This is a genomic window from Methylobacterium sp. PvP105 (genome assembly GCF_017876975.1).
In the GTDB taxonomy this organism is placed as follows: domain Bacteria; phylum Pseudomonadota; class Alphaproteobacteria; order Rhizobiales; family Beijerinckiaceae; genus Methylobacterium; species Methylobacterium radiotolerans.
The window spans coordinates 2002258-2023788 of the sequence record NZ_JAGIPA010000001.1 but is presented as its reverse complement, the minus strand read 5'-3'; the positions used below and the strand labels follow the sequence as shown (position 1 = coordinate 2023788).

General features: G+C 72.1%; 20 protein-coding genes and 1 tRNA gene. 11 read left to right on the top strand and 10 right to left on the bottom strand.

Going from position 1 to position 21531, the window contains the following annotated elements:
* Window positions 1-229: 229 nt before the first annotated feature.
* The 6 genes from J3A75_RS09690 to pdxY all read right to left on the bottom strand — a co-directional run bounded on the left by J3A75_RS09690 (window position 230) and on the right by pdxY (window position 6554).
* A tRNA-Ser gene (locus J3A75_RS09690) sits at window positions 230-319 on the bottom strand.
* Between the two features lie 141 nt (window positions 320-460).
* On the bottom strand, window positions 461-2731 hold the full coding sequence (glgX, locus tag J3A75_RS09685; protein ID WP_020092480.1) for a glycogen debranching protein GlgX: 2271 nt from the start codon (window positions 2729-2731) through the stop codon (window positions 461-463).
* Window positions 2732-2857: 126 nt separating this feature from the next.
* Window positions 2858-3856 carry an ABC transporter substrate-binding protein gene (locus J3A75_RS09680; RefSeq protein WP_063111045.1) on the bottom strand — a complete coding sequence of 333 codons (999 nt, stop codon included), beginning with the start codon at window positions 3854-3856 and terminating at the stop codon, window positions 2858-2860.
* A 180-nt stretch (window positions 3857-4036) separates the two neighbouring features.
* On the bottom strand, window positions 4037-4771 hold the full coding sequence (locus J3A75_RS09675; protein ID WP_063111044.1) for an NUDIX hydrolase: 735 nt from the start codon (window positions 4769-4771) through the stop codon (window positions 4037-4039).
* Complete coding sequence (locus J3A75_RS09670; RefSeq protein ID WP_063111043.1) at window positions 4764-5648, bottom strand: PhzF family phenazine biosynthesis protein; 885 nt, start codon at window positions 5646-5648, stop codon at window positions 4764-4766. The genes J3A75_RS09675 and J3A75_RS09670 overlap by 8 nt, the downstream gene beginning before the upstream one ends.
* Before the next feature lie 57 nt (window positions 5649-5705).
* The gene (gene pdxY, locus J3A75_RS09665; RefSeq protein WP_012318146.1) at window positions 5706-6554 is read right to left on the bottom strand and encodes a pyridoxal kinase PdxY; all 849 of its coding nucleotides are present in this window, start codon (window positions 6552-6554) and stop codon (window positions 5706-5708) included.
* A gap of 136 nt (window positions 6555-6690) precedes the next feature.
* On the opposite strand from pdxY, the gene J3A75_RS09660 reads away from it, so the two are divergent.
* The 4 genes from J3A75_RS09660 to J3A75_RS09645 all read left to right on the top strand — a co-directional run bounded on the left by J3A75_RS09660 (window position 6691) and on the right by J3A75_RS09645 (window position 10341).
* Window positions 6691-7212, top strand: coding sequence for a DedA family protein (locus J3A75_RS09660; RefSeq protein WP_012318145.1), 522 nt, complete (start codon window positions 6691-6693; stop codon window positions 7210-7212).
* A 16-nt stretch (window positions 7213-7228) separates the two neighbouring features.
* The gene (locus tag J3A75_RS09655) at window positions 7229-8005 is read left to right on the top strand and encodes a cobalamin-binding protein (RefSeq protein ID WP_127991378.1); all 777 of its coding nucleotides are present in this window, start codon (window positions 7229-7231) and stop codon (window positions 8003-8005) included.
* A gap of 116 nt (window positions 8006-8121) precedes the next feature.
* Window positions 8122-8634: an MmcB family DNA repair protein gene (locus J3A75_RS09650; protein WP_012318143.1), complete on the top strand. Its 513-nt coding sequence runs from the start codon at window positions 8122-8124 to the stop codon at window positions 8632-8634.
* 102 nt (window positions 8635-8736) lie between these two features.
* The gene (locus J3A75_RS09645; protein ID WP_209650074.1) at window positions 8737-10341 is read left to right on the top strand and encodes a Na+/H+ antiporter; all 1605 of its coding nucleotides are present in this window, start codon (window positions 8737-8739) and stop codon (window positions 10339-10341) included.
* A 36-nt stretch (window positions 10342-10377) separates the two neighbouring features.
* Here the strand turns inward: J3A75_RS09645 and J3A75_RS09640 are convergent, their stop codons facing one another.
* Together J3A75_RS09640 and J3A75_RS09635 are read right to left on the bottom strand one after the other, a co-directional pair.
* Entirely contained in the window at window positions 10378-10656 is a 279-nt protein-coding gene (locus tag J3A75_RS09640) for a hypothetical protein (protein WP_209650072.1), read from the bottom strand.
* Window positions 10657-10805: 149 nt separating this feature from the next.
* Window positions 10806-11255 carry a GNAT family N-acetyltransferase gene (locus tag J3A75_RS09635; protein ID WP_012318140.1) on the bottom strand — a complete coding sequence of 150 codons (450 nt, stop codon included), beginning with the start codon at window positions 11253-11255 and terminating at the stop codon, window positions 10806-10808.
* A gap of 199 nt (window positions 11256-11454) precedes the next feature.
* On the opposite strand from J3A75_RS09635, the gene J3A75_RS09630 reads away from it, so the two are divergent.
* The 3 genes from J3A75_RS09630 (at window position 11455) to glyS (ending at window position 15030) form a co-directional block, all read left to right on the top strand.
* Window positions 11455-12366 carry a glycine--tRNA ligase subunit alpha gene (locus tag J3A75_RS09630; RefSeq protein ID WP_029361066.1) on the top strand — a complete coding sequence of 304 codons (912 nt, stop codon included), beginning with the start codon at window positions 11455-11457 and terminating at the stop codon, window positions 12364-12366.
* Between the two features lie 68 nt (window positions 12367-12434).
* Window positions 12435-12878, top strand: a complete 444-nt coding sequence (locus tag J3A75_RS09625; RefSeq protein ID WP_127991380.1) for a hypothetical protein — start codon at window positions 12435-12437, stop codon at window positions 12876-12878.
* A 52-nt stretch (window positions 12879-12930) separates the two neighbouring features.
* Window positions 12931-15030, top strand: coding sequence for a glycine--tRNA ligase subunit beta (gene glyS / locus J3A75_RS09620; RefSeq protein WP_127991381.1), 2100 nt, complete (start codon window positions 12931-12933; stop codon window positions 15028-15030).
* Between the two features lie 78 nt (window positions 15031-15108).
* On the opposite strand, the gene J3A75_RS09615 is transcribed toward glyS, so the two are convergent.
* Complete coding sequence (locus J3A75_RS09615; RefSeq protein WP_012318136.1) at window positions 15109-15789, bottom strand: aldolase; 681 nt, start codon at window positions 15787-15789, stop codon at window positions 15109-15111.
* Entirely contained in the window at window positions 15786-16793 is a 1008-nt protein-coding gene (locus J3A75_RS09610) for a LacI family DNA-binding transcriptional regulator (RefSeq protein WP_127991382.1), read from the bottom strand. The genes J3A75_RS09615 and J3A75_RS09610 overlap by 4 nt, the downstream gene beginning before the upstream one ends.
* A 307-nt stretch (window positions 16794-17100) precedes the next feature.
* Here J3A75_RS09610 and J3A75_RS09605 point away from each other — a divergent pair, with 307 nt between their 5' ends.
* The 4 genes from J3A75_RS09605 (at window position 17101) to otnK (ending at window position 21521) form a co-directional block, all read left to right on the top strand.
* Window positions 17101-18423, top strand: a complete 1323-nt coding sequence (locus J3A75_RS09605; protein ID WP_012318134.1) for an MFS transporter — start codon at window positions 17101-17103, stop codon at window positions 18421-18423.
* Window positions 18424-18529: 106 nt separating this feature from the next.
* Window positions 18530-19438 carry an L-threonate dehydrogenase gene (ltnD, locus tag J3A75_RS09600; RefSeq protein ID WP_053620863.1) on the top strand — a complete coding sequence of 303 codons (909 nt, stop codon included), beginning with the start codon at window positions 18530-18532 and terminating at the stop codon, window positions 19436-19438.
* A gap of 29 nt (window positions 19439-19467) precedes the next feature.
* Window positions 19468-20250 (top strand): 2-oxo-tetronate isomerase, encoded by a 783-nt coding sequence (gene otnI, locus J3A75_RS09595; protein WP_058607906.1) that lies wholly within the window; start codon window positions 19468-19470, stop codon window positions 20248-20250.
* Window positions 20247-21521: a 3-oxo-tetronate kinase gene (otnK, locus tag J3A75_RS09590; protein WP_209650071.1), complete on the top strand. Its 1275-nt coding sequence runs from the start codon at window positions 20247-20249 to the stop codon at window positions 21519-21521. The genes otnI and otnK overlap by 4 nt, the downstream gene beginning before the upstream one ends.
* The last annotated feature ends 10 nt before the right edge of the window (window positions 21522-21531 follow it).

Genomic DNA, 21531 nt, shown 5'->3' with positions numbered 1-21531 from the left:
CTAAGCGGCTCGCCGTCCGATGGGCCCTGGCATGTCGGGAGAGATCCTTTGAACGGTCCGCCGCTCTTCAACCAACCCGACGAGCGAATCAGACCAAAATCCGCATCACCTGCTAGGAGGTGCACCGTTCAGGTTGGAGGGACCGACGCCGGGAGCGTGCCCATTGGTGGGGCAGCTGGTAGGGTAGGATCCCCAAGCTGGAAAATTCTTCAACAAAATCAATGCTAATTGGCGGAGGGAGCGGGATTCGAACCCGCGATACCGTTTCCGGTATACACACTTTCCAGGCGTGCGCCTTCAACCACTCGGCCACCCCTCCGTCCGCGAACCGGGCACCCGGGCGCGCTCGCGGCGTGCCGGGCGCGGCCAGGACCGCGCGGTGCCGTGCTGTTAGCCGGGTGCGCCGTCCGGCGCAAGGCGCAGACGGCCGGGCGATGCGAAAACCGCCCGGCCGCGTCCCTCACCCCTCGGCGTCGTCGAGGTGGAAGCGGACATGCTCTACGTTCGCCCGCTCGAAGGCCTGCATCACGTGCTGGTAGGAGCGCTCCATGGCGTTGTCCTCGACGCCCGGGCTATCCTCGGGCTTCAGCACGAACATCAGGAGCGAGCGCCCGGTCACGTCGTAGCCGGAGCCGAACTTGAAGCTCTCCACGTCCTGGCTGTCGGGCAGGTTGGTGTCGAGGAGCCGCGTCCAGGCCACGCCGCCGACCGATTCCGGCAGCGTGAACGTCACGAGGTCGTGGTAGGCATTGAACATGATCAGCAGGGTCGCGTCGCCGCCGCGGCGGTGCAGGCCGGTGGCCTGGGCGCGCCCGTCGAGTTGGACCGCGAAGGCCCGGGCCTCGCCGTCCGACCAGTTCTCGCCCGCCATCTCGCTGCCGTCCGGCCGCAGCCACGTCACGTCCTTGACGCCGAACTCCTCGTCGTACTGACCGGTGAGGAACCGCCCGCGGCTCAGGATCGGCAGGGCGTTGCGCAGGATGATCAGGCGCTGGGTGAACTCGGCGAGATCCCGCTCCTCGTCGCCGATCGCTCCCCAGTCGAGCCAGGAGACCTCGTTGTCCTGACAGTAGGCGTTGTTGTTGCCCTTCTGGGTCCGGGCGAACTCGTCGCCGGCGAGCAGCATCGGCGTGCCGCGGGACAGGAACAGGGTCGCCAGCATGTTGCGCATCTGGCGCAGGCGCACCGCCCGGATCTCGGGATCGTCCGTCGGGCCCTCAACCCCATAATTGTACGAGAGGTTGTGCGAGTGACCGTCGCGGTTGCCCTCGCCGTTCGCCTCGTTGTGCTTGTCGTTGTACGAGACCGTGTCGTGCAGGGTGAAGCCGTCGTGGGCGGTGAGGAAGTTCACCGAGGCCCATGGCTTGCGCCCGCGCTTGTTGAACTTGTCGGCCGAGCCCGAGACGCGCGCCGCCAGGTCCGGCAGCAGCCCGCCGTCGCCCTTCCAGTAGGCGCGGACGTCGTCGCGGAACCGGTCGTTCCACTCTGCCCAGCCCGGCGGGAAACCGCCGACCTGGTAGCCGCCTGGGCCGCAATCCCACGGCTCGGCGATCAGCTTGACGTTGTTGAGCACCGGGTCCTGCCGGCAGGTGTCGAGGAAGCCGCCGCCCTCGTCGAAACCGTAGGGCTCGCGGCCCAGGATCGTGGCGAGGTCAAAACGGAACCCGTCCACCTGCATCTCCTGCGCCCAGTAGCGCAGGGAGTCGGTGACGAGCTGCAGCACCCGCGGGTGCGACAGGTTGAAGGTGTTCCCGGTGCCGGTGTCGTTGATGTAGTAGCGCGGATCGTTCGGCAGCAGCCGGTAGTAGGAAGCGTTGTCGACGCCCTTGAACGACAGGGTCGGACCCTTCTCGTTGCCCTCGGCGGTGTGGTTGTAGACCACGTCCAGGATCACCTCGAGGCCGGCGCCGTGGAAGCGCGAGACCATCTCCTTGAACTCGGAGAAGGCGAAGTCCGGCACCGCCGCGTAGCGGCGCGCGGGGGTGAAGAACGAGATCGTGTTGTAGCCCCAGTAATTCACCAGGTCCTTCTGCTGTAGGTAGTCGTCCTGCACGAAGGCGTGGACCGGCAGCAGCTCCACCGAGGTGACGCCGAGGCTCTTGATGTAGTCGAGCACGTCCCGGGTGCCGAGGCCGGCATAGGTGCCGCGCAGTTTCTCCGGCACCCGCGGGTCGAGCTTGGTCATGCCCTTGACGTGGGTCTCGTAGATGATCGTCTTCTCCCACGGGACCAGCGGCTTCTGGTGCCGTCCCCAGGTGAAGGCCGGGTCGATGACGCGGGAGCGGCGCGTGTAGGGGGCGCTGTCGCGCTCGTCGAAGGTCAGGTCGTCGCCCGTCTCCATCTGGTAGCCGAACAGCGCCGGGTTCCAGGTGATCGAGCCGACCAACCCCTTCGCGTAGGGGTCGATCAGCAGCTTGTTGGGGTTGAAGCGATGACCGGCCTTCGGCTCGTAGGGGCCGTGGACGCGGTAGCCGTAGATCGTGCCGGGGCGCGCGTCGGGCAGGTACCCGTGCCAGATCTCGTCCGTGTACTCGGGCAGCTCGATCCGCTCGATCTCCTGGTCGCCCTGGTCGTCGAACAGGCAGAGCTCGACCTTGGTGGCATGGGCCGAGAACAGCGCGAAATTGACCCCGAGCCCGTCCCAGGTGGCGCCGAGGGGATAGGGGCGGCCTTCCTGGATGCGCGAGCGGGTCGCGCGGGCCTGCGATGCGGGACGACGGGAATCGGACATGGACACTCCGGAACGCGACCCGCACGGCCACGTGCCGCTGCGGGGAGCCCCTGGTGAACGTGCCGAAAACAGCGAAGCTCCCGCATCGCCGCAAAAATCGCGGGGGGCGTGACGACCGTCCCGCGCTCAGTTCGAGGCCGCGGCCGTGAAGCTCCGGTCCAAGGCCCGCCCGACGTCGAGGGGCTTCGACAGGATACCGTACCGCGTCGCCCGGTCCGAGGCCGCCTGGACCTCCCCCACGACATCCGCGTCGAGCGCGATCGGGCTGGTCCGCTGCGCCGTGTAGGCCGCGCGCAGGACGTCCTCGGGCAGCTTGGTCAGCGCGGCCGTGTTCCGGGCGTAGGCGTCGAGGTGGTCCAGCGACCAGAGCCGCGCCCGGTTCAGGCGGCTCAGGAAGTCCTGGAGGGCCGCCCGCTTGGCGGCGATGGCGCTGTCCGTGGCGACGACGAAGGTGATGGTCGGCGTGAGGCCCGCGCCGTCCGCGATCGGCCGGGCCCTGTCCTTGAGCGTCGCGAACGCGACGTAGGGCTCCCAGACCGCCCAGGCATCCACCGAGCCGGCCATGAGCGCGACTTTGGCGTCGACCGGGTTGAGCGGCGCGAACGTGGCCTCGGACGGCGCGATCCCGGCCTTCTCCAGCGTCGCGCTGATCAGGAACTGGCCCCAGCCGCCGCGGGTGCCGGCGAGTCGCTTCCCCTTCAGGTCGGCGGCCGAGCGGATCGGCGAATCCGCGCGGACCAGGATGGCCTGCGTCCGCGGATCCGACTTGGTGCCGCCGATCGCCTTGATCGGCGCCCCGGCCGCGACGGCGGTGAGGAAGGAGAGGTCGCCGGTGTAGCCGACATCGAGGGCGCCGGCGTTGAGCGCCTCCAGGATCGGCGCGGCGGCGGGGAATTCCGACCACTCGATCCGGTAGGGCAGATCCTTCGCGTCGCCGGCGATCTCGAGGAGCGACCGGTTCCCGCCCTTCTGATCGCCGACCCGCAGGACGACCTCCTCCGCGCGGGCGGTCACCGCGGCCAGCGTCGTCATGGCCAGCATCGTCGTGGCCAGCGTCAGTGCGGCGGCGAGCAGCGCCCCGGCGAGCCGGCGGCCGCCGGGACGCGCGTGAGATCCGATGAGCATGAGGCCTGCCGCGATCCATTGCCCGCGTTGTGCTGGACTGTTCTGTGGAGGGCCGATTTTATGCTTGCCGCCAGGGCGGTCAACGAAAAGAAAATCTGTATTTCCCGCGGTCGATGCGCGAGATGACATCCGATCGACCCGCGCGGGGAGACGAATGTCTTTCCCCACGCGCCGCGACGGTCAGCGGGCGGGTGGGAACGCGTCCGCCAGGTAGGCCCGCACGAAGCCCGGCATCCGCGCGGCGTCGATGTCGTCACGGCCGCGCACCACGTGCATCCGGGCGAGTTCCGGCTCGGCCTCGGCGCCGAGATGGTCGGCGATCCGGGCCACGAGCCGCGCGGCCGGCTCGGGGAAGCGCACCGGCCGGAGGAAGGCGAGCTGGCCCTCCCCCTCCAGCAGCACCCAATCCGTTTCGGCCTCGTCCGGCAGCGCGAGGCCGGTCTCCTCGGCGAGTTCACGGGCGGCGCTGCCGGTGAGATCGACCTGCGCGCCGCGCACGTCGTCCGGATCCGGGGTGCCGCAGGGGAAGTACAGCTGGCCGGCATTGGCCGTGTGGGGGCCCATCTCGCCGAGCAGGACGGCGCCGTCCGCCGTCCAGGGCACGATCGCCGCGAAGGCGTTGGCGATGCGAGCCTCGGCGTGGGGCACCTCCCGGTAGTAGGTGAAGGTCGCGTAGCGCGTCGCGAACAGGTCGAGGCGGGCGACCCCGTCGGCGACGGCGTGGTCGCAGCACAGCAGGACGGTCCCGTCGAACATGCCGGGGCTGCGGCGCAGCCGGGCCTGCCAGTGGGCCGCGATGGCGGCCGCGTGCGCCCGGGGGAAGGCCCAGTCGTGGTCCACGAACCGCGCCGCCACGTCCGCGACGCGGGTGATCCGGAAGCTGTCGGAGAAGCCGTCAGAAGAGCGTTCAGACATGCAGGGTGCCGTCCGACAGGATCACGGCGGCGCCGCCGATCTCGACGCCCTGCAGGGCGCCGGCCGCGACGGTGAGCTGGAGCGCGATGTCGCTCGGCCGTCCCATCGCCTCGCCCTGGCGGATCGCCACGTCGTGGGTGCCGTCGCCCAAAGCCTCGAACTGCATCAGCACCCCCGCGAAGGCGGAGGCCGCCGAGCCAGTGGCGGGGTCCTCCGGCACGCCGACATTCGGCGCGAACATGCGGACGCGCCAGCGCTGGCCGGTGCCCTCGGGATCCGGGGTGTAGAGGTAGAGCCCGTCGGCCGGATCGGGCGCCTGGGCCGTCCGGGCGGCGTCGAGGGCGGCCACCGACGCCACCGGCACGCAGGTGAAGGTCGGCCCCACGCCGTGGCGGCTCGGGGCGTGCCGGCCGGTGCCGATGTCGCCGGGCTGGAGGCCCAGCAGCGGCGCCAGCGCCGCGGGATCGGGGCCGGGCCCGAGGTATTCCGGCAGGACCGGGAGCCGGAACCGGGCCCGTCCGCCGGTCCCGTCCGCCAGGGTCTCGACCACGCAGGGGACGATCCCGATCCCCTCCTCCAGGCCGAAGGCCCGGGCGTCGCCCCGGGTCGGGTCCTGCAGCGCCAGCAGCACGGCGGTGCCGACCGTCGGGTGCCCGGCGAAGGGCAGCTCCCGGGCGGGTGTGAAGATGCGCAGCGACGCCCGGTGCCGGGCCTCCCGGGGCGGGAGGACGAAGACCGTCTCCGACAGGTTGAACTCCCGCGCGATGGCCTGCATGGCGGCGGTGTCGAGCCCCTCCGCGTCGAGCACCACGGCGAGGGGATTTCCGGCGAGCCTCTGCTCGGTGAACACGTCGAGGGTGACGAAGCGGCGCGCCATCGTGTCGATCCTTGCTGCTCTCTGCGGACTTGGACGGAGCGGTTTGCCGGGGGCGCCTCAGACCGCCTCGACCGGAAACCGCGCGCTCGGGTTCACGTACTCCTCCTGCGCGGCCACCGTCAGGATCTCCCGCGACCCCGCCTCGGCGGTGCGCTTGAGCAGCCCGTAGATCGAGGCCGCCGCCGCGCCGAGCGCCGCCTCGGCCGAGCCGGTCCGGGCGTAGTGCACCAGGAACAGCGCCGCGATGCAGTCGCCGGCCCCGTTCACCGCGATGGCGAGCCGCGGCGTCCGGACCCGGAACACCCGCCCCTCCGCGCCCGCGAGCAGGTCGATGCTGTCGGCCGGCGTGTCGGCGCAGAGCGCCGAGGTGACCAGGACCACCCGCGGCCCGCGCGCCCGGAGCGCCGCGATCGCGGCCCCGGCCTCTGCCAGGGTGCCGCTTGGCAGGCCGGTGAGCAGGCCGAGCTCGAACTGGTTGGGGGTGAGGATGTCGGCGGCCGGGACCGCGCGCTCGCGCAGGAACGCCTCGATGCCGGGCCGCACGTAGACGCCCTCCTCGACGTCGCCGATCACCGGGTCGCAGCAATAGAGCGCCCGAGGGTTCGCAGCCCGCACGGCGTCCACCGCCTCCAGGATCGCGGCGCCGATCTCGGCCGAGCCCATGTAGCCCGACAGGACCGCGTCGCAGCCGCCCAGGACCCCACGCTCGCCGATGCCGCGCACCACCTCGCGGATCATCGCCGCGTCGAAGACGGGGCCGCGCCACGCCCCGTAGCCGGTGTGGTTGGAGAACTGCACCGTGTGGACCGGCCAGACCTCGACCCCGAGCCGCTGCATCGGGAACACCGCCGAGGCGTTGCCGACATGGCCGTAGGCGACGTGGGACTGGATCGACAGGACGTTCAACGCGGGACTCGCTCGTTGTCCCGCTACGGTTAGCCGGTTCCCGCGCCGGCCGCACCCCTGTCCCTTGCCGCCCTCCCCCGCGCGCCTCAGATGGGACCGACCCTCCCCCTGCCCCCTGAGCCCCGTTCGGAGCCCCATGGACATCGAAGCCCTGCGCACCTCGACCCTCGCCTTCGTGGAGGCGCACAAGGCCTGGACGCCCCTCATCGCCGGCGGCCTCGCCTTCTGCGAATCGATCGCGATCCTGTCGCTGTTCGTCCCGGCGACCGTGATCCTGGTCGGTATCGGGGCCCTCGTCGGCGGCGCTGACATCCCGTTCTGGCCGGTGGTGATCGCCGCGGCGCTGGGGGCCGCCCTCGGCGACTGGATCTCCTACGAGGCCGGGCGCTGGTTCGGGCCGGGGGCGAAGACCAAGTGGCCGCTGCGGCGCTATCCCGAGCTCATGGCCAAGGCCGAGGCCTTCATCGGCCGCTGGGGCATCGCCGCGGTGGCTCTGGGACGCTTCTTCGGGCCGGCCCGCGCCCTGGTCCCGCTCTTCGCCGGGATCCTCGGCCTGGCGCGGCTTCCGTTCCAGCTGGCCAACGTCGCCTCCGCCCTGGTCTGGGCCTTCGTGCTGCTGGCCCCCGGGGCCGGGCTGCTGACGTGGCTCGACCGATGACCCGGTGCGGCCGCTGATGCGCCGCTTCCCGCCCGAGCGGATCGTCTGCCTCACCGAGGAGACGGTCGAGACCCTGTACCTCCTGGGCGCGGAGGACAGGATCGTCGGCGTCTCGGGCTACGCGGTGCGCCCGCCCCGGGTCCGTCGGGAGAAGCCGCGCGTCTCCGCCTTCACCAGCGCGGACATCCCGAAGATCCTGGCGCTGGCGCCGGACCTCGTCCTGGCCTTCTCGGACCTCCAGGCCGGCATCGTCGCCGACCTCGCCCGCGCGGGCGTGGCGGTCCACCTGTTCAACCAGCGCGACGTGGCGGGCTGCCTCGCGATGGTGCGCACGCTCGGCGCCCTCGTGGGCCTGCCGGAGCGGGCCCAGACCCTGGCGGCGGGCCTCGAGGCGCGGCTGGCCGCGGCCGCCGCGGAGGTGCGGGACCGGCCGCCCCCACGCGTCTACTTCGAGGAGTGGGACGCGCCGATGATCTCCGGCATCGGCTGGGTCTCGGACCTGATCGGCCTCGCGGGCGGCCGGGACGTCTTTCCGGAGTTGAGCCGCCAGCCGGCCGCGAGGGACCGGATCGTCACCGCCGAGCAGGTGATCGCGGCCGCGCCCGACGTGATCCTCGCCTCGTGGTGCGGCAAGCGGGTCAACGCCGAGCGCATCCGGTCCCGGCCCGGCTGGGCGGCGATCCCGGCGGTGCGCGACGGGCGCATCCACGAGATCAAGTCGCCGCTGATCCTGCAGCCCGGCCCGGCCGCGCTCACCGACGGGTTCGACGCGATCCGGGCCTGCCTCGGGTGATCGCCGCTGGGCGATGCCGTGGGGCGATGCCGCGCCGCAGGTGACGGACCGGGCGCGACTTGGCAGGATGTCCCGATTCGGTACAGACGCACCCGCAGACGCATCCCCCGAGCTCGATGTCCGCCACCCTCGGCCTTCCCGATTCCGCGCCCCCGTCCGTCGAGGCGCTGCTGCCGCCCGACCGGCGGCAATCGCCCACGGCCCTGCGCATCCAGCGCGGCGTGCGCCGGCTGTTCTCCGAGATGGGCTGCGTCACCCTGCCGGAATTCTCCCTCGTCAACGGCCGCCGCGCCGACGTGATCGCGCTCTGCGGCGCCGGCAAGCTCACCATCGTGGAGATCAAGTCGAGCGTGGCCGATTTCCGCGCCGACCGGAAATGGCCGGATTACCGCGACTTCTGCGACCGGTTCTTCTTCGCCATCCCCGAGGACGTGCCCGAGTCGCTGATCCCGGAGGAGTGCGGCCTGATCGTCGCCGACGCCTACGGGGCCGGGATCCTGCGGGAGCCGCCGGAGCACCCGCTGAGCGGCGCCCGCCGCAAGGCCGTGACGCTGCGCTTCGCCCATAGCGCCGCGCGCATCCTGCACGCGCTGGCCGACCCCGGGGCCGTGCGGGAAGGGGCGCTGTAGGGCGCGGCCCGCACCGCGACCCTGGGCGGCTCGGTATTCATCCGACCCGGAAACGTCCTAGAACGGCCGCGCTTGCCGGAGTTCCGGCGCCGAGACCGATCGATGACATCCGTCGCCCTGTTCGAGCTGATCCTCGGCCTCCTCGGCGCGGCCCTGCTGCTGTCGCTGGCGGCCGGGCGCCTGGGCTTCCCGCCGGCCGCCGCCCTCGTCGTCGGCGGCATGGCGCTGGCGGTGGCGCCGGGCCTGCCGGCCTTCGATCTCGACCCGGACCTGATCATGGTCCTGTTCCTGCCGCCGCTCCTGCTCGAATCCGCCTACTTCACCGTCTGGCGCGACTTCCGGGCGAGCCTCGGCCCGATCCTGTCGCTGTCCCTCGGCGCGGTCCTGTTCACGACCCTCGCGGTCGGGCTCGTCGCCCACGCGGTGGTGCCGTCCCTGCCCTGGGCCGCCTGCTTCGCCCTCGGCGCCATCGTGTCGCCGCCGGACGCGGTGGCCGCCAAGGCGGTGCTGGCCCGCGTCGCCCTGCCCCGCCGGATGATCACGGTCCTGGAGGGCGAGAGCCTCATGAACGACGCCTCGGGCCTCGTGCTCTACCGCTTCGCGGTGGCGGCGGCCCTGACCGGCAGCTTCAGCGCCGCCGCGGCACTCGGCAGCTTCGCGTGGCTCGCGGTGGCGGGCGTCGCGGTCGGGATCGCCTGCGGGGTGGCGGTGACGCTCGTGATGCGGCGGATGCACGACGCCAACGCCATCACGGTGCTGAGCTTCCTCGCCGCCTACGTGGCCTACCTCGCGGCCGAGGAGATCCACGCCTCCGGCGTCCTGGCCGTGGTGGCCTGCGGCCTGATGATGGGCGGCCGGGAGCACGAGACCTTCGACGCGCATGCCCGCCGCCATTCCGTGGCGGTGTGGGAATTCGTCGTGTTCGTTCTGGAAGCCCTGGTCTTCGTGCTGATCGGGCTGGCGCTCCGCGGCGTGCTGGCCCGGACCGGCGGCCAGCTGGGGGCGCTCTCGGCCGAGATGCCGCTGGCCCTCGCGGTCACCGCGACCTGCGTCGTCGCCCGCCTGCTCTGGGTCTTCCCCGCCGTCTACCTGCGGCGGCTCCTGTCGCCGCGGTTCCGCGCGCAGGAGCCCTCCCCGAGTCCGGCCGTGCCGCTGATCGTCGGCTGGGCCGGCATGCGCGGGGTCGTGACCCTGGCGGCCGCCCTGGCCCTGCCGGTGGACTTTCCCGGCCGCGACGCGATCCTGGTGGCGGCCTTCGCGGTGATCCTGTTCACCGTGCTGGTGCAGGGCACGACCCTGGGGCCGCTGATCCGCAGCCTCCGCCTCGACCCCGCGGCGCACCTCCCCGACGGCCATCTCGACGCGCCCATGGCCCGCGTGGTCGTGAACGAGGCCGGACTCGCCGCCCTCGAGAGTTTGGTGTTCCCCGAGACTGGGGCGCTGCAGCACCCGCGCCTCGTCGAGGAGTATCGCCGCCGGGTGCGGGCGTCCTCGCGGGACCGCGACGAGCGGACGGCGCTGGAGGCCGAGAAGACCGAGCACTTCGCCGCCGCGCTGCTCGCCGTGCGCTCAGGCCGGTCGGCCCTGATCGACCTGCACCGGCAGGATCGGATCCACAGCTCGGTGCTGCGGCAGCTGGAGACGGAGATCGACCTGGAGGAACTCCATCTCAAGCGTCTCGCCGGGACCGCGCCCGCCCACGGCTAGGCGACGGTCGGTCCGGGCGCGGCCGTCGACGGGCCGTCAGTGGGCGGCGCAGCCGTCCGCCGGCTGGCCGTAGCCGCTGTAGACGACCCGCACCTTGTGCCGGCAGGCCGGCTCGGCCTTCGGAGCGGCCGCTACGGGGGCGACTTCCACCGGCTCGACCTGCAGGGTCGCGGCCACCGGCTGGTCCTCGGAGGTGGCGAGCGCGCGGCTGGCGCTCATCACGAACGGCGTGGCGGCCAGCGACGAGATGGCGAGCGCGGCGAAGACGGCGATGTTCTTGCGGCCGAAGGTGTTGCGGGTGCGAGCATTGAACATGACGAGTGGTCCGACGTCTTGTGTTCGGCAGCGCTGAGGTGCCGAGATCCCCTGTTGCGCTGATAACTTGGCCGTCAGCTCGGCGGTTCCGGTTTATTGCCCAAAAACCGCCACGCTTGGGTGTCCCGGCGCACGCGGGGCGCCGGCGCTCAGAGGATCCTGCGGTACTGCACGAAGCCCGACTTCTCGGCGATCCGGTCGTAGAGCTGCATCGCGTCCGCGTTGGTCTCGTGCGTCAGCCAGTGGACGCGGGAGCAGCCGGCGGCCTGCGCGGCCGCGTAGACGTGTTCGATCAGCCGGCGACCGATCCCGAGCCCGCGGGTGCCGTCCGCCACGAACAGGTCCTGGAGGTAGCAGTAGTCGCCGATCGTCCAGGCCGAGCGGTGGCGGATGTGGTGGACGAGGCCGACCGCCTCGGCGCCGCGCCAGGCCAGGGCGCCGTCCACCGGCTCGGCCGGATCGTTGAGGCGCTGCCAGGTCGTGTCCGTGACGGCCTCCGACAGGTCGACCTTGTAGAAGGCTTGGTAGCCCCGCCAGAGCGGCAGCCACGCATCCCGGTCGCCGGGGCCGATCGGGCGAATCGCGACGCTGCTGTCCATGATTGTCTCCGGCTGTCTGCGAGGGTCCGGGGCGATCGGACCATCATCCGGGCCGGGCAGGCAACCCGGGCCGCCGGCGCCGCAGATCCCGGGCGTCGCCTCGCGCCCGATACCCGCCGCCTTGCACCCCCGGCCGCCCGCACCTAAACCGGCCCGCCGGCGGCCCCAGCCGCCGCGCGATCCCGAGCCGCCGAGACCGATGTCCCAGAAAAAATCCTTCCAGGGTCTGATCCTGACGCTTCAGGAATTCTGGGCGGCGCAGGGCTGCGTGATCCTACAGCCCTACGACATGGAGGTCGGCGCCGGCACGTTCCACCCGGCCACGACCCTGCGGGCGCTCGGCCCGAAGCCCTGGAAAGCGGCCTACGTCCAGCCGTCGCGCCGGCCCAAGGACGGCCGGTACGGCGAGAACCCGAACCGGCTCCAGCACTATTACCAGTTCCAAGTGATCCTGAAGCCGAACCCGCCGAACCTGCAGGAGCTCTACCTCGCGTCGCTCGCCGCCATCGGCGTCGACCTCAAGCTCCACGACATCCGCTTCGTCGAGGACGATTGGGAGAGCCCGACGCTGGGCGCCTGGGGCCTCGGCTGGGAGTGCTGGTGCGACGGGATGGAGGTCAGCCAGTTCACCTATTTCCAGCAGGTCGCGGGCTTCGAGTGCGCGCCGGTGGCGGGCGAGCTGACCTACGGGCTGGAGCGGCTCGCCATGTACGTCCAGGGTGTCGAGAACGTCTACGACCTCGACTTCAACGGCGCCGAGGGCGCCGACCGCATCACCTACGGGGACGTGTTCCTGCAGGCCGAGCAGGAATATTCCCGCCACAACTTCGAGGCGGCCGACACGGCGATGCTGTTCCGCCAGTTCACCGACGCGGAGGCCGCCTGCCGGTCCTACCTCGCGGCGGGCGCGCCGGACGCGGAGGGCGCGCGCCACCGCATGGCGCAGCCGGCCTACGACCAGTGCATCAAGGCGAGCCACGTCTTCAACCTGCTCGACGCGCGCGGCGTGATCTCGGTCACCGAGCGCCAGAGCTACATCCTGCGCGTGCGCGAGCTGGCCAAGGCTTGCGGCGCGGCGTGGCTGAAGACGGCGGCTGGCGGAGCCCCTTGAGCCCTCGCGCGTTGCAACCCCCGCCAACCGGCGCGCCTCGGCGCGTCCGCAGACGCGGGAACCTCGTGATGAAGAAGACGATCCTCGCCCTCAGCCTCCTGGGATTCGGCCTCGCCCCCGCGCTGGCGGCCGATCCCGGTCCCGAGGCCACGGTGAAGAAGCTCTACACCGAGCCGCACCCGAATCACTCCTCCGTGTACTCGAAGCGCCTGCAGGGCCTGTTCGACGCCGACGCGAAGCAGGCCAACGGCGCCACCGGCAACCTCGATTTCGACTACCGCCTGAACGGCGAGCCCCTGAAGCCCGACACGGTGAAGAACCTCACCTTCAAGGAGGCCACCGAGGGCAAGGATCAGGCGAAGGTCACCGTCGAGCGCAAGGGCGGCAACGGCGCCAACGTCATCGTGTACGATCTCGTGCGCGAGGATGGCGGCTGGCGGGTCTCGGACGCCCACGCGATCGGCGACCGCAAGTGGCAGCTCTCGACCATCCTCAAGGGCGAGTCGCGCTGAGCCCTGCGCGCCGACCCTCGACAGGGGTGCGGCGCGGCGATATGGCCGCCGCATGCCCGACCTCCTGCTCGAACTCCGCTCGGAAGAGATCCCCGCCCGCATGCAGCGGCGCGCGGCGGAGGATCTCAAGAAGCTCGTCACCGACGCCCTCGTGGCGCGCGGCTTCCTGTACGAGGGCGCCCGGGCGTTCTCGACGCCTCGCCGCTTGGCGCTGCACATCGCCGGCCTGCCCGCCCGGGGCGAGGCCGTGCGCGAGGAGCGCCGCGGCCCGCGGGTCGGCGCCCCCGAGGCGGCCGTCCAGGGCTTCCTGAAGGGCGCGGGGCTCGCGAGCCTCGATCAGGCCACGACCGTCACCGACCCGAAGAAGGGCGAGTTCTACCTCGCGGTGATCGAGCGGCCCGGCCGCGAGACGCTCGACGTCCTGGCCGAGCTCCTGCCCGAGATCGTCAAGAGCTTCCCCTGGCCGAAATCCATGCGCTGGGGCGCGGCCTCGGCCGAGCCTGGCAGCCTGCGCTGGGTGCGCCCGCTGCAGTCGATCGTCGCCACCTTCGGGCCGGAGACCGAGACGCCGGAGGTGGTCCCCGTTTCGGTCGGCGGGATCGCGGCCGGCACGGTGACCTACGGCCACCGCTTCCTCGCCCCCGAGGCGATCGAGGTGCGCCGGTTCGACGACTACATCCAGGCGCTGGAGCGCGCGAAGGTCATCCTCGACGCCGACCGGCGCAAGGACGTGATCCTGCACGACGCCCGCGACCTCGCCTTCGCCCGCGGCCTCGACCTCGTGGAGGACGAGGGCCTGCTGGAGGAGGTGTCGGGCCTCGTGGAGTGGCCGGTGGTGCTGATGGGCTCGTTCGACGAGTCCTTCCTCGACATCCCCGCCGAGGCGATCCGCGCGACCATCCGGGCGAACCAGAAGTGCTTCGTGCTGCGCAAGGGCGGCTCCGAGGACCTGGCGCCGGCCTTCATCCTGGTCTCGAACCTCGTGGCCACCGACGGCGGCCAAGCGATCACCGCCGGCAACGAGCGGGTGGTCCGGGCGCGGCTCTCGGACGCGAAGTTCTTCTGGGAGACCGACAAGGCGACCCGCCTGGAAGACCGGCTGCCCAAGCTCGACGCCATCGTCTTCCACGAGAAGCTCGGGACGCAGGGCGAGCGCATCGCCCGCATCGCCGCCCTGGCGAAGGACCTCGCGCCGCGCGTGGGCGCCGACCCGGCGCTCGCGGAGCGCGCCGCCCGCCTCGCCAAAGCCGACCTCGTCACCGAGATGGTCGGCGAGTTCCCCGAGCTCCAGGGCCTGATGGGCCGGAAATACGCGGCGCTCCAGGGCGAGCACGACAGCGTCTGCGCCGCCATCGAGGAGCACTACAAGCCGCTCGGCCCCTCCGACCGGGTGCCGACCGATCCGGTCTCCATCGCGGTGGCGCTCGCCGACAAGCTCGACACGCTGGCGGGCTTCTGGGCGATCGACGAGAAGCCCACGGGCAGCAAGGACCCGTTCGCCCTGCGCCGGGCGGCGCTGGGCGTGATCCGGCTGATCCTCGACCGAGGCCTGCGCCTGGCCCTGCTGGAGCAGGTCGGCGCGGCGGATCGCGGCCTCGCCGGGCGGGCGGGCGCCGACGCGCGGGACCTCCTCGGCTTCTTCGCCGACCGCCTGAAGGTCTATCTCCGCGACCAGGGCGCCCGCCACGACCTGATCGACGCCGTCTTCGCCCTGCCCGGCCAGGACGACCTGCTCATGGTCGTGCGCCGCGTCGAGGCGCTCGCCGTCTTCCTCGACACCGAGGACGGGAAGAACCTGCTCGCGGGCTACAAGCGCGCGGCCAACATCCTGCGGATTGAGGAGAAGAAGGACGGCCGCGCCTACGATGCCGCCCCCGACGCCGCCCTCGCCGCCGCGGGCGAGCCGGCCGAGCGGGCGTTGGCTGAGGCCCTGGCGAAGGCGCGGGAGACCGCCTCGGCGGCCGTCGCCCGCGAGGATTTTGCCGGCGCCATGCAGGCGCTCTCGACGCTGCGCGCGCCGGTGGACGCGTTCTTCCAGGACGTGACCGTCAACGCGCCCGACCCGAAGCTCCGCGAGAACCGCTTGGCTCTGCTCAACGCGCTGCGCGCCGCGACGCGGGAAGTGGCGGAGTTCGCGAAGATCGAGGGGTGAGCGTCGGCGCACCGAGCGCAGGATCTGGCGCAAGTCCCCCTAGAGGGGACTTGCGCCTCGTACCCCCCCTGAGGCCCCTCACCCGTGATCGTGCCCGGCATGGTCGTCCGGCTCGGGCAGGGTCAGGCCGAAATGGCTCACCAGATCGGCCACCTGCCCGGGGCTCAACTGACGCGGGTTGAGGTTGCGCAGGAGCAGGTAGAGCTTGGCGGTCTCCTCCAGCTCCTCGGTGGCGAAGACCGCGCCCTCCAGGCTGTCGCCCGCCACCACCGGTCCGTGATTGGCGAGCAGCACCGAGCTGTACTTCCCGGCCAAGCCCCGGATCGCGTCCGCCACGGCCGGGTCGCCCGGGCGGTAATACGGCACGAGCGCCGTGCCGCCGGTCCGCATCAGGTAGTAGGGCGTCAGCGGCGGCAGCACCTGCCGCGGGTCGATCTCCGGCAGCATCGACACCGCCACCGCGTGGGTCGAGTGCAGGTGGACGATGGCCTTCGCCTCGCTCCGGCTCTCGTAGAGCGCGCTGTGCAGCGGGATCTCCTTGGTGGGCTTGTCGCCGGAGACGAGGCGCCCCGCATCGTCGAGCCGCGAGATCCGCGCCGGGTCGAGGAAGCCGAGCGATGCGTTGGTCGGCGTCACCAGCCAGCCGCCGTCGGGCAGGCGCAGCGAGATGTTGCCGGACGAGCCCGGCGTCAGCCCGCGCTCGAACAGCGAGCGGCCGTAGCGGCAGATCTCCTCGCGCAGCCGGCTCTCGTCGCTCATGCGGTCGCTCCCTCGATCAGCTCGAATCCGAGATCGATTGTTTTCGGGCCTTCGCCGGTCAGGCAGGCGGCGGCCCGCCGGCCGATCTCCAGGCGCGGCGTGCGCACCGTCGACAGGGGCTGGGGCATCGCCGCCGCGAAGTCGAGCCCGTTGAAGCCGAACAGCGCGATCCGCCCCGGCACCGCCAGCCCCGCCGACAGGCAGCCGAAGTAGCCGCCGAGCGCCATGTCGTCGTTGGAGAAGTAGACCGCGTCGAGATCGGGCACGCGCGCCAGCAGCGCCTCCAGGCCGGCCCGGCCCGAGGCCGGCGAGGACGGCCCCGGCCGGATTTCCCTGCCCCAGAGCGCCAGCCCCGCCTCGCCCAGCGCCGCCTCGAACCCGGCGAGCCGCTTGCCCGCGCGCAGGTCGACCGCGAGGTCGTGGCCGAGATAGCCGATCCGCCGGTAGCCGCGCGCGACGAGGTGGCGGGCGCTCGCCGCCCCCACGGCCCGGTTGGAGAAGCCGACCACGGCGTCGATCCCCTCCCCGTCCGTGTCGATCATCTCGACCACGCGCACGCCCCCGGCCCTCGCCAGGGTCACGGTCCCGGGATTGTGCTCGAGCCCGGTGAGCAGCAGCGCCGCCGGCCGCCAGGACAGGAGCGCGGCCACGAGCGCCTCCTCCCGGTCCGGATCGTAGTCGCTCACCCCGATCACGCAGGGGATGCCCTCGGCGTCGAGGGCCGCGGTCAGGCCGCGCAGCAGGTCGGGGAAGACCACGTTGGCGAGCGACGGGATGACGACGCCCACGAGCCGCGCGCTCGCTCCCTGGCCGGCGAGGCTGCCGGCGAGGCGGTTCGGCACGTAGCCGAGCCGGGCCACCGCCTCCGCCACCCGCTCGCCGGCGCGCTTGGAGTAGGAGCCGTGGTTGCGCAGGACCCGCGAGACCGTGCTCTCGCCGACCCCGGCCTCGCGGGCGACGTCGGTGAGGGTGACGAGCCGCCCCGGCGGCTGGATGTCGTCCATGGCCCCGCTCTCCCGGCGCGGTTTTTTTTCACGACGCCCGTCGAAACTCCCGGCCTGCTTCCCTCATCCTGAGGCGACCCGAGGCGGGGCCCGAAGGAGGCCTCCGCCGCGCTGCGGCGCCTCGGGATAAGGCAGGGGATGGGAAGACCGTCCGCGGCGATCCGCAACTGACATAGCCGCCTGCATTATCTCGCACAACCGGATTGGCAGCGCTGCCAAAAGGCGATATGGCACCGCCCCAGCGCCGCCCGACGAGCGGTGAAGACCAATGTCCGGCGGCCGTGCGGCCCGGACCAGGGAGTACGCCATGCCGGTCCAAGCTGCCCCGCTGGGGGGCGCCTCCGCAGCCGCGGACCAGAAATCCTTCGCCGATCGCACCTACGCGAAGGTGTTCTGGCGCCTCGTGCCGTTCCTGATGCTTTGCTACGTGGTGGCGTATCTCGACCGGGTGAATGTCGGCTTCGCCAAGCTCCAGATGTCCCAGGAGCTGAAGTTCTCCGAGACGGTCTACGGCCTCGGCGCCGGTATCTTCTTCCTCGGCTACTTCCTGTTCGAGGTGCCCTCGAACGTGATCCTGCACCGGGTCGGCGCCCGGGTGTGGATCGCCCGGATCATGATCACCTGGGGGGTGATCTCCGGGGCGTTCCTGTTCGTGAACTCCGAGTGGAGCTTCTACGGGATGCGCTTCCTCCTCGGGCTCGCCGAGGCCGGGTTCTACCCGGGCGTCATCCTCTACACGACCTCGTGGTTCCCGGCCCACCGCCGGGCTCGGGTGATCGCGGTGTTCATGGCCGCGATCCCGATCTCCGGCATCTTCGGCAACCCGCTCTCCGGCTGGATCATGGACGCGTTCAACGGCGCCCACGGCCTGTCCGGCTGGCAGTGGATGTTCCTGATCGAGGCGGTCCCGGCGGTGCTGATCGGCCTCGCGGTGTTCTTCTACCTCGACAACCGCCCCGCCGAGGCCACGTGGCTGACCGACGCCGAGAAGCAGCTCCTCGAGCGCGACATCGCGGCCGACAACCAGGGCAAGGAGTCGAGCCCGCACTCCATCGCCACCGTGTTCCGCAACGGCCGCGTGTGGTTCATGAGCCTGATCTACTTCGCCTTCGTCACCGGCCAGTACGGGCTGACCTTCTGGATGCCGACGATCGTCAAGGCGTCGGGCGTGCAGGGCAACTTCAACATCGGCCTGATCAGCGCGATCCCCTTCGTCTGCGCGGCGATCGTGATGGTCCTGCTCGGCCGCTCCGCCGACCGGATGCGCGAGCGCCGCTGGCACCTGATCATCCCGGCGCTGATCGGCGCGGTCGCCTTCGTGGTCTCGGCCAATGCCGGCTCGACGACGCTCGCCATCGCGGCGCTGTCGGTGGCGGCGGCCGGCGTGCTGACCTGCTCGCCCCTGTTCTGGTCGCTGCCCACGGCGTTCCTCAGCGGCGCCGGCGCGGCGGCCGGCATCGCGCTGATCAACTCGGTGGGGAACCTCGCGGGCTTCGTCAGCCCCTACGTGATCGGCGCGCTGCGCGATGCCACCGGCAGCACCGCCACCGGCCTCTACGCGCTGGCCGCCATGCTGGTGGTCGGTTCGGTCTGCGTGTTCGTCACGCCCGCCCGGATGGTCAACCGCTGACGCGCCGGATCCCGGCACGACCCGCCCCTCTCCCGCACGGGAGAGGGGACTTGCGCCTCACGCGGTGATGCGGAGGCGCCCTCCCCTTCATGCAGGAGCCGCCCCGATGACCAACGCAACACACCGCGCCGCGGTGATCGGCCTGGGCTCCATGGGCTCCGGCATGGCCGGCTCGCTCCTGCGCGCGGGCTTCTCGGTCGCCGCCTGCGACGTGAACCCGGAGGCGGTGGCGCGCTTCGCGGCCGCCGGCGGGCGCGCCGCCGCGAACCCCGCCGAGGCGGCGCGCGACGCCGACGTGGTGGTGAGCGTGGTGGTCAACGCGGCCCAGACCGAGGCGGTGCTGTTCGGCGAGGACGGCGCCGCCGCCGCGATGCCGGAGGGCGCGGTGTTCGTCTCCTCCGCCACCATGGATCCGGCCGTCGCCCGGGCGCTGGCGGCGCGGCTGGAGGCCACCGGCCGCCACTATCTCGACGCCCCGATGAGCGGCGGCGCCGCCCGCGCGGCCGAGGGCGGCCTGACCTTCCTGGCCTCGGGCTCGGCGGCGGCCTTCGCCAAGGCGCGACCCGCCCTCGATGCCATGGCCGGCACGCTCTACGAGCTCGGCGACGCGGCCGGCCAGGGCGCGGCCTTCAAGATGATCAACCAGCTGCTCGCGGGCGTGCACATCGCCGCCGCCGCCGAGGCCATGGCCTTCGCGGCCAAGCAGGGGCTCGACCTCCGGCGCGTCTACGAGGTGATCACCAAGTCGGCTGGCAATTCCTGGATGTTCGAGAACCGGGTGCCGCACATCCTCGACGCCGACTACAGCCCGAAGAGCGCGGTCGACATCTTCGTCAAGGATCTGGGCATCGTGCAGGACATGGCCCGGGCCGAGAAGTACCCGGTCCCGGTGGCGGCGGCGGCCCTGCAGATGTTCCTGATGGCGTCCGGCGCCGGTATGGGCCGGGACGACGACGCCTCGGTGGCGCGGCTCTACGCGCAGGTCTCGGGCGCGAAGCTGCCGGGCCAGAAGTAGCCGGATCGAGCGCAGGGAGTTCGAAGACAATGCCGCGCTTTGCCGCAAACCTGAGCCTCATGTTCAACGAGGTGCCCTTCCTCGACCGGTTCGAGGCCGCGGCCCGCGCCGGGTTCGACGCCGTCGAGTTCCTGTTCCCCTACGAGCACCCGCCGGAGGCCATCGGCGAGCGGCTCCGGGCCAACGGCCTGACCCAGGCCCTGTTCAACCTGCCGCCGGGGGACTTCGCCAAGGGCGAGCGCGGGATCGCGGCTTTCCCCGAGCGCTTCGACGAGCTGAAGGCCGGTGTCGACACCGCACTCCGCTACGCCGAGGCGACCGGCGTCGGGCGGCTCCACCTGATGGCGGGCCTCGCGCCCTGGGACGACGCCGCGGCGGCCGAGTCCTACCGCCGGGCCGTCACCTGGACGGCCGAGCGGCTGGCGTCGGCCGGCCTCGACCTCGTCCTGGAGCCGATCAACGGCCGGAACATGCCGGGCTACTTCCTCAACGACTTCGGCCGGGCCGCGGACCTGATCCGCGACCTCGCCCTGCCGAACCTGAAGCTGCAGTTCGACCTCTACCACTGCCAGATCCTGCACGGCGACGTGACCATGCGGCTGCGCGCCCTGATGCCGCTCATCGGCCACGTCCAGACCGCGAGCGTGCCCGAGCGGCACGAGCCCGGCACCGGCGAAATGGCCGACTTCTTCCTGTTCGACGAGCTGGATCGGCTCGGCTACCGCGGCTTCGTCGGCTGCGAGTACATTCCGGCCGCCGACACCGTCGCGGGCCTCGGCTGGCTCGCCGCCTACAAGGGGAGCGCCCGATGAGCCTCGCGCTGGGATGCGTCGCCGACGACTACACGGGCGCCTCGGACCTCGCCAACACGTTGACCAAGGCGGGCCTGCGCACGATCCAGACCATCGGCGTGCCTGAGGCGGGCCGGGCGCTGCCGGAGGCCGACGCGGTGGTGGTGGCCCTCAAGAGCCGCTCGATCCCCGCCGATCAGGCCGTGGCGCGCTCCCGCGAGGCCGAGCGCTGGCTGCGGGCGCGGGGCGCGGCCCACGTGATGTTCAAGGTCTGCTCGACCTTCGACTCCACCGATGCGGGCAATATCGGCCCGGTCATGGACGCCCTGCGGGCCGACGCTGGCGAGACCGTGGCGCTCGTGACGCCGGCCTTCCCGGAGACGGGGCGGAGCGTCTACCAGGGCAACCTGTTCGTCGGTTCGGTGCCGCTGAACGAGAGCCCGCTCAAGGACCACCCGCTCAACCCGATGCGCGACGCCAACCTCGTGCGCGTGCTCGGGCGCCAGAGCCGGAGTCCGGTCGGCCTGATCGACACCGCCACGGTCGCCCGGGGCGCGGAGGCCGTGGCCGCCCGCCTCGACGCCCTCGCGCAGGAGGGCAAGGGCGCCGCCATCGCGGACGCGATCTTCGACAGCGACCTCGAAGTGCTCGGCCGGGCGATCCTCGACCGCAAATTCTCGGTGGGGGCCTCCGGTCTCGGCCTCGGCCTCGCGCGGGCGCTGGCGGTCGACGGGCGCGGCACCAGGGACGCCGCCGGCGCGGCCGTGGGCGAGCCGGTGGGCGGCGCCTCGGCCTGCCTCGCCGGCAGCTGCTCGCAGGCGACCCTCCAGCAGGTCGCCGCCGCGGAGGCGATCATGCCGGTGCTGCGCCTCGACCCGGCGCGGCTGCTCGCGGGCGACGACGTGGTGGCGGAGGCCCTGGCCTTTGCGGAAGAGCGCCTGTCCTCCGGCCCGGTGCTGATCGCCACCTCGGCCCCGCCCGAGGCGGTGCGCGCGCTCCAGGCCGCCCACGGAGTCGACGCGGCCGGCCACGCCATCGAGGCGGCGCTGGCGGCGATCGCCGAGGGCCTCGTCGCCCGCGGGGTCCGCCGGCTCGTGGTCGCCGGCGGCGAGACCTCCGGCGCGGTGGTCGACCGGCTGGGGCTGACCGCCTTCCTGCTCGGGCCGGAGATCGCGGCGGGCGTGCCGGTGCTGCGCACGGCGGGCCGGCCCGAGCCGATGCTGCTCGCCCTCAAATCCGGCAATTTCGGCGGCGCCGACTTCTTCGGCCGCGCCCTCGACATGATGGCCTGACGCCACAACC

Bases quoted from the DNA above. Each gene is read 5' to 3' on its own strand.
- glyS (WP_127991381.1), top strand. From the start codon at position 12,931: ATGCCCGACCTCCTGCTCGAACTCCGCTCGGAAGAGATCCCCGCCCGC.
- otnI (WP_058607906.1), top strand. From the start codon at position 19,468: ATGCCGCGCTTTGCCGCAAACCTGAGCCTCATGTTCAACGAGGTGCCC.
- J3A75_RS09640 (WP_209650072.1), bottom strand. From the start codon at position 10,656: ATGTTCAATGCTCGCACCCGCAACACCTTCGGCCGCAAGAACATCGCC.
- J3A75_RS09650 (WP_012318143.1), top strand. From the start codon at position 8,122: ATGTCCGCCACCCTCGGCCTTCCCGATTCCGCGCCCCCGTCCGTCGAG.
- J3A75_RS09680 (WP_063111045.1), bottom strand. From the start codon at position 3,856: ATGCTCATCGGATCTCACGCGCGTCCCGGCGGCCGCCGGCTCGCCGGG.
- J3A75_RS09630 (WP_029361066.1), top strand. From the start codon at position 11,455: ATGTCCCAGAAAAAATCCTTCCAGGGTCTGATCCTGACGCTTCAGGAA.
- glgX (WP_020092480.1), bottom strand. From the start codon at position 2,731: ATGTCCGATTCCCGTCGTCCCGCATCGCAGGCCCGCGCGACCCGCTCG.
- J3A75_RS09635 (WP_012318140.1), bottom strand. From the start codon at position 11,255: ATGGACAGCAGCGTCGCGATTCGCCCGATCGGCCCCGGCGACCGGGAT.
- J3A75_RS09615 (WP_012318136.1), bottom strand. From the start codon at position 15,789: ATGAGCGACGAGAGCCGGCTGCGCGAGGAGATCTGCCGCTACGGCCGC.
- J3A75_RS09605 (WP_012318134.1), top strand. From the start codon at position 17,101: ATGCCGGTCCAAGCTGCCCCGCTGGGGGGCGCCTCCGCAGCCGCGGAC.
- J3A75_RS09660 (WP_012318145.1), top strand. From the start codon at position 6,691: ATGGACATCGAAGCCCTGCGCACCTCGACCCTCGCCTTCGTGGAGGCG.
- J3A75_RS09625 (WP_127991380.1), top strand. From the start codon at position 12,435: ATGAAGAAGACGATCCTCGCCCTCAGCCTCCTGGGATTCGGCCTCGCC.
- J3A75_RS09610 (WP_127991382.1), bottom strand. From the start codon at position 16,793: ATGGACGACATCCAGCCGCCGGGGCGGCTCGTCACCCTCACCGACGTC.
- J3A75_RS09655 (WP_127991378.1), top strand. From the start codon at position 7,229: ATGCGCCGCTTCCCGCCCGAGCGGATCGTCTGCCTCACCGAGGAGACG.
- J3A75_RS09675 (WP_063111044.1), bottom strand. From the start codon at position 4,771: ATGTCTGAACGCTCTTCTGACGGCTTCTCCGACAGCTTCCGGATCACC.
- J3A75_RS09670 (WP_063111043.1), bottom strand. From the start codon at position 5,648: ATGGCGCGCCGCTTCGTCACCCTCGACGTGTTCACCGAGCAGAGGCTC.
- otnK (WP_209650071.1), top strand. From the start codon at position 20,247: ATGAGCCTCGCGCTGGGATGCGTCGCCGACGACTACACGGGCGCCTCG.
- ltnD (WP_053620863.1), top strand. From the start codon at position 18,530: ATGACCAACGCAACACACCGCGCCGCGGTGATCGGCCTGGGCTCCATG.
- J3A75_RS09645 (WP_209650074.1), top strand. From the start codon at position 8,737: ATGACATCCGTCGCCCTGTTCGAGCTGATCCTCGGCCTCCTCGGCGCG.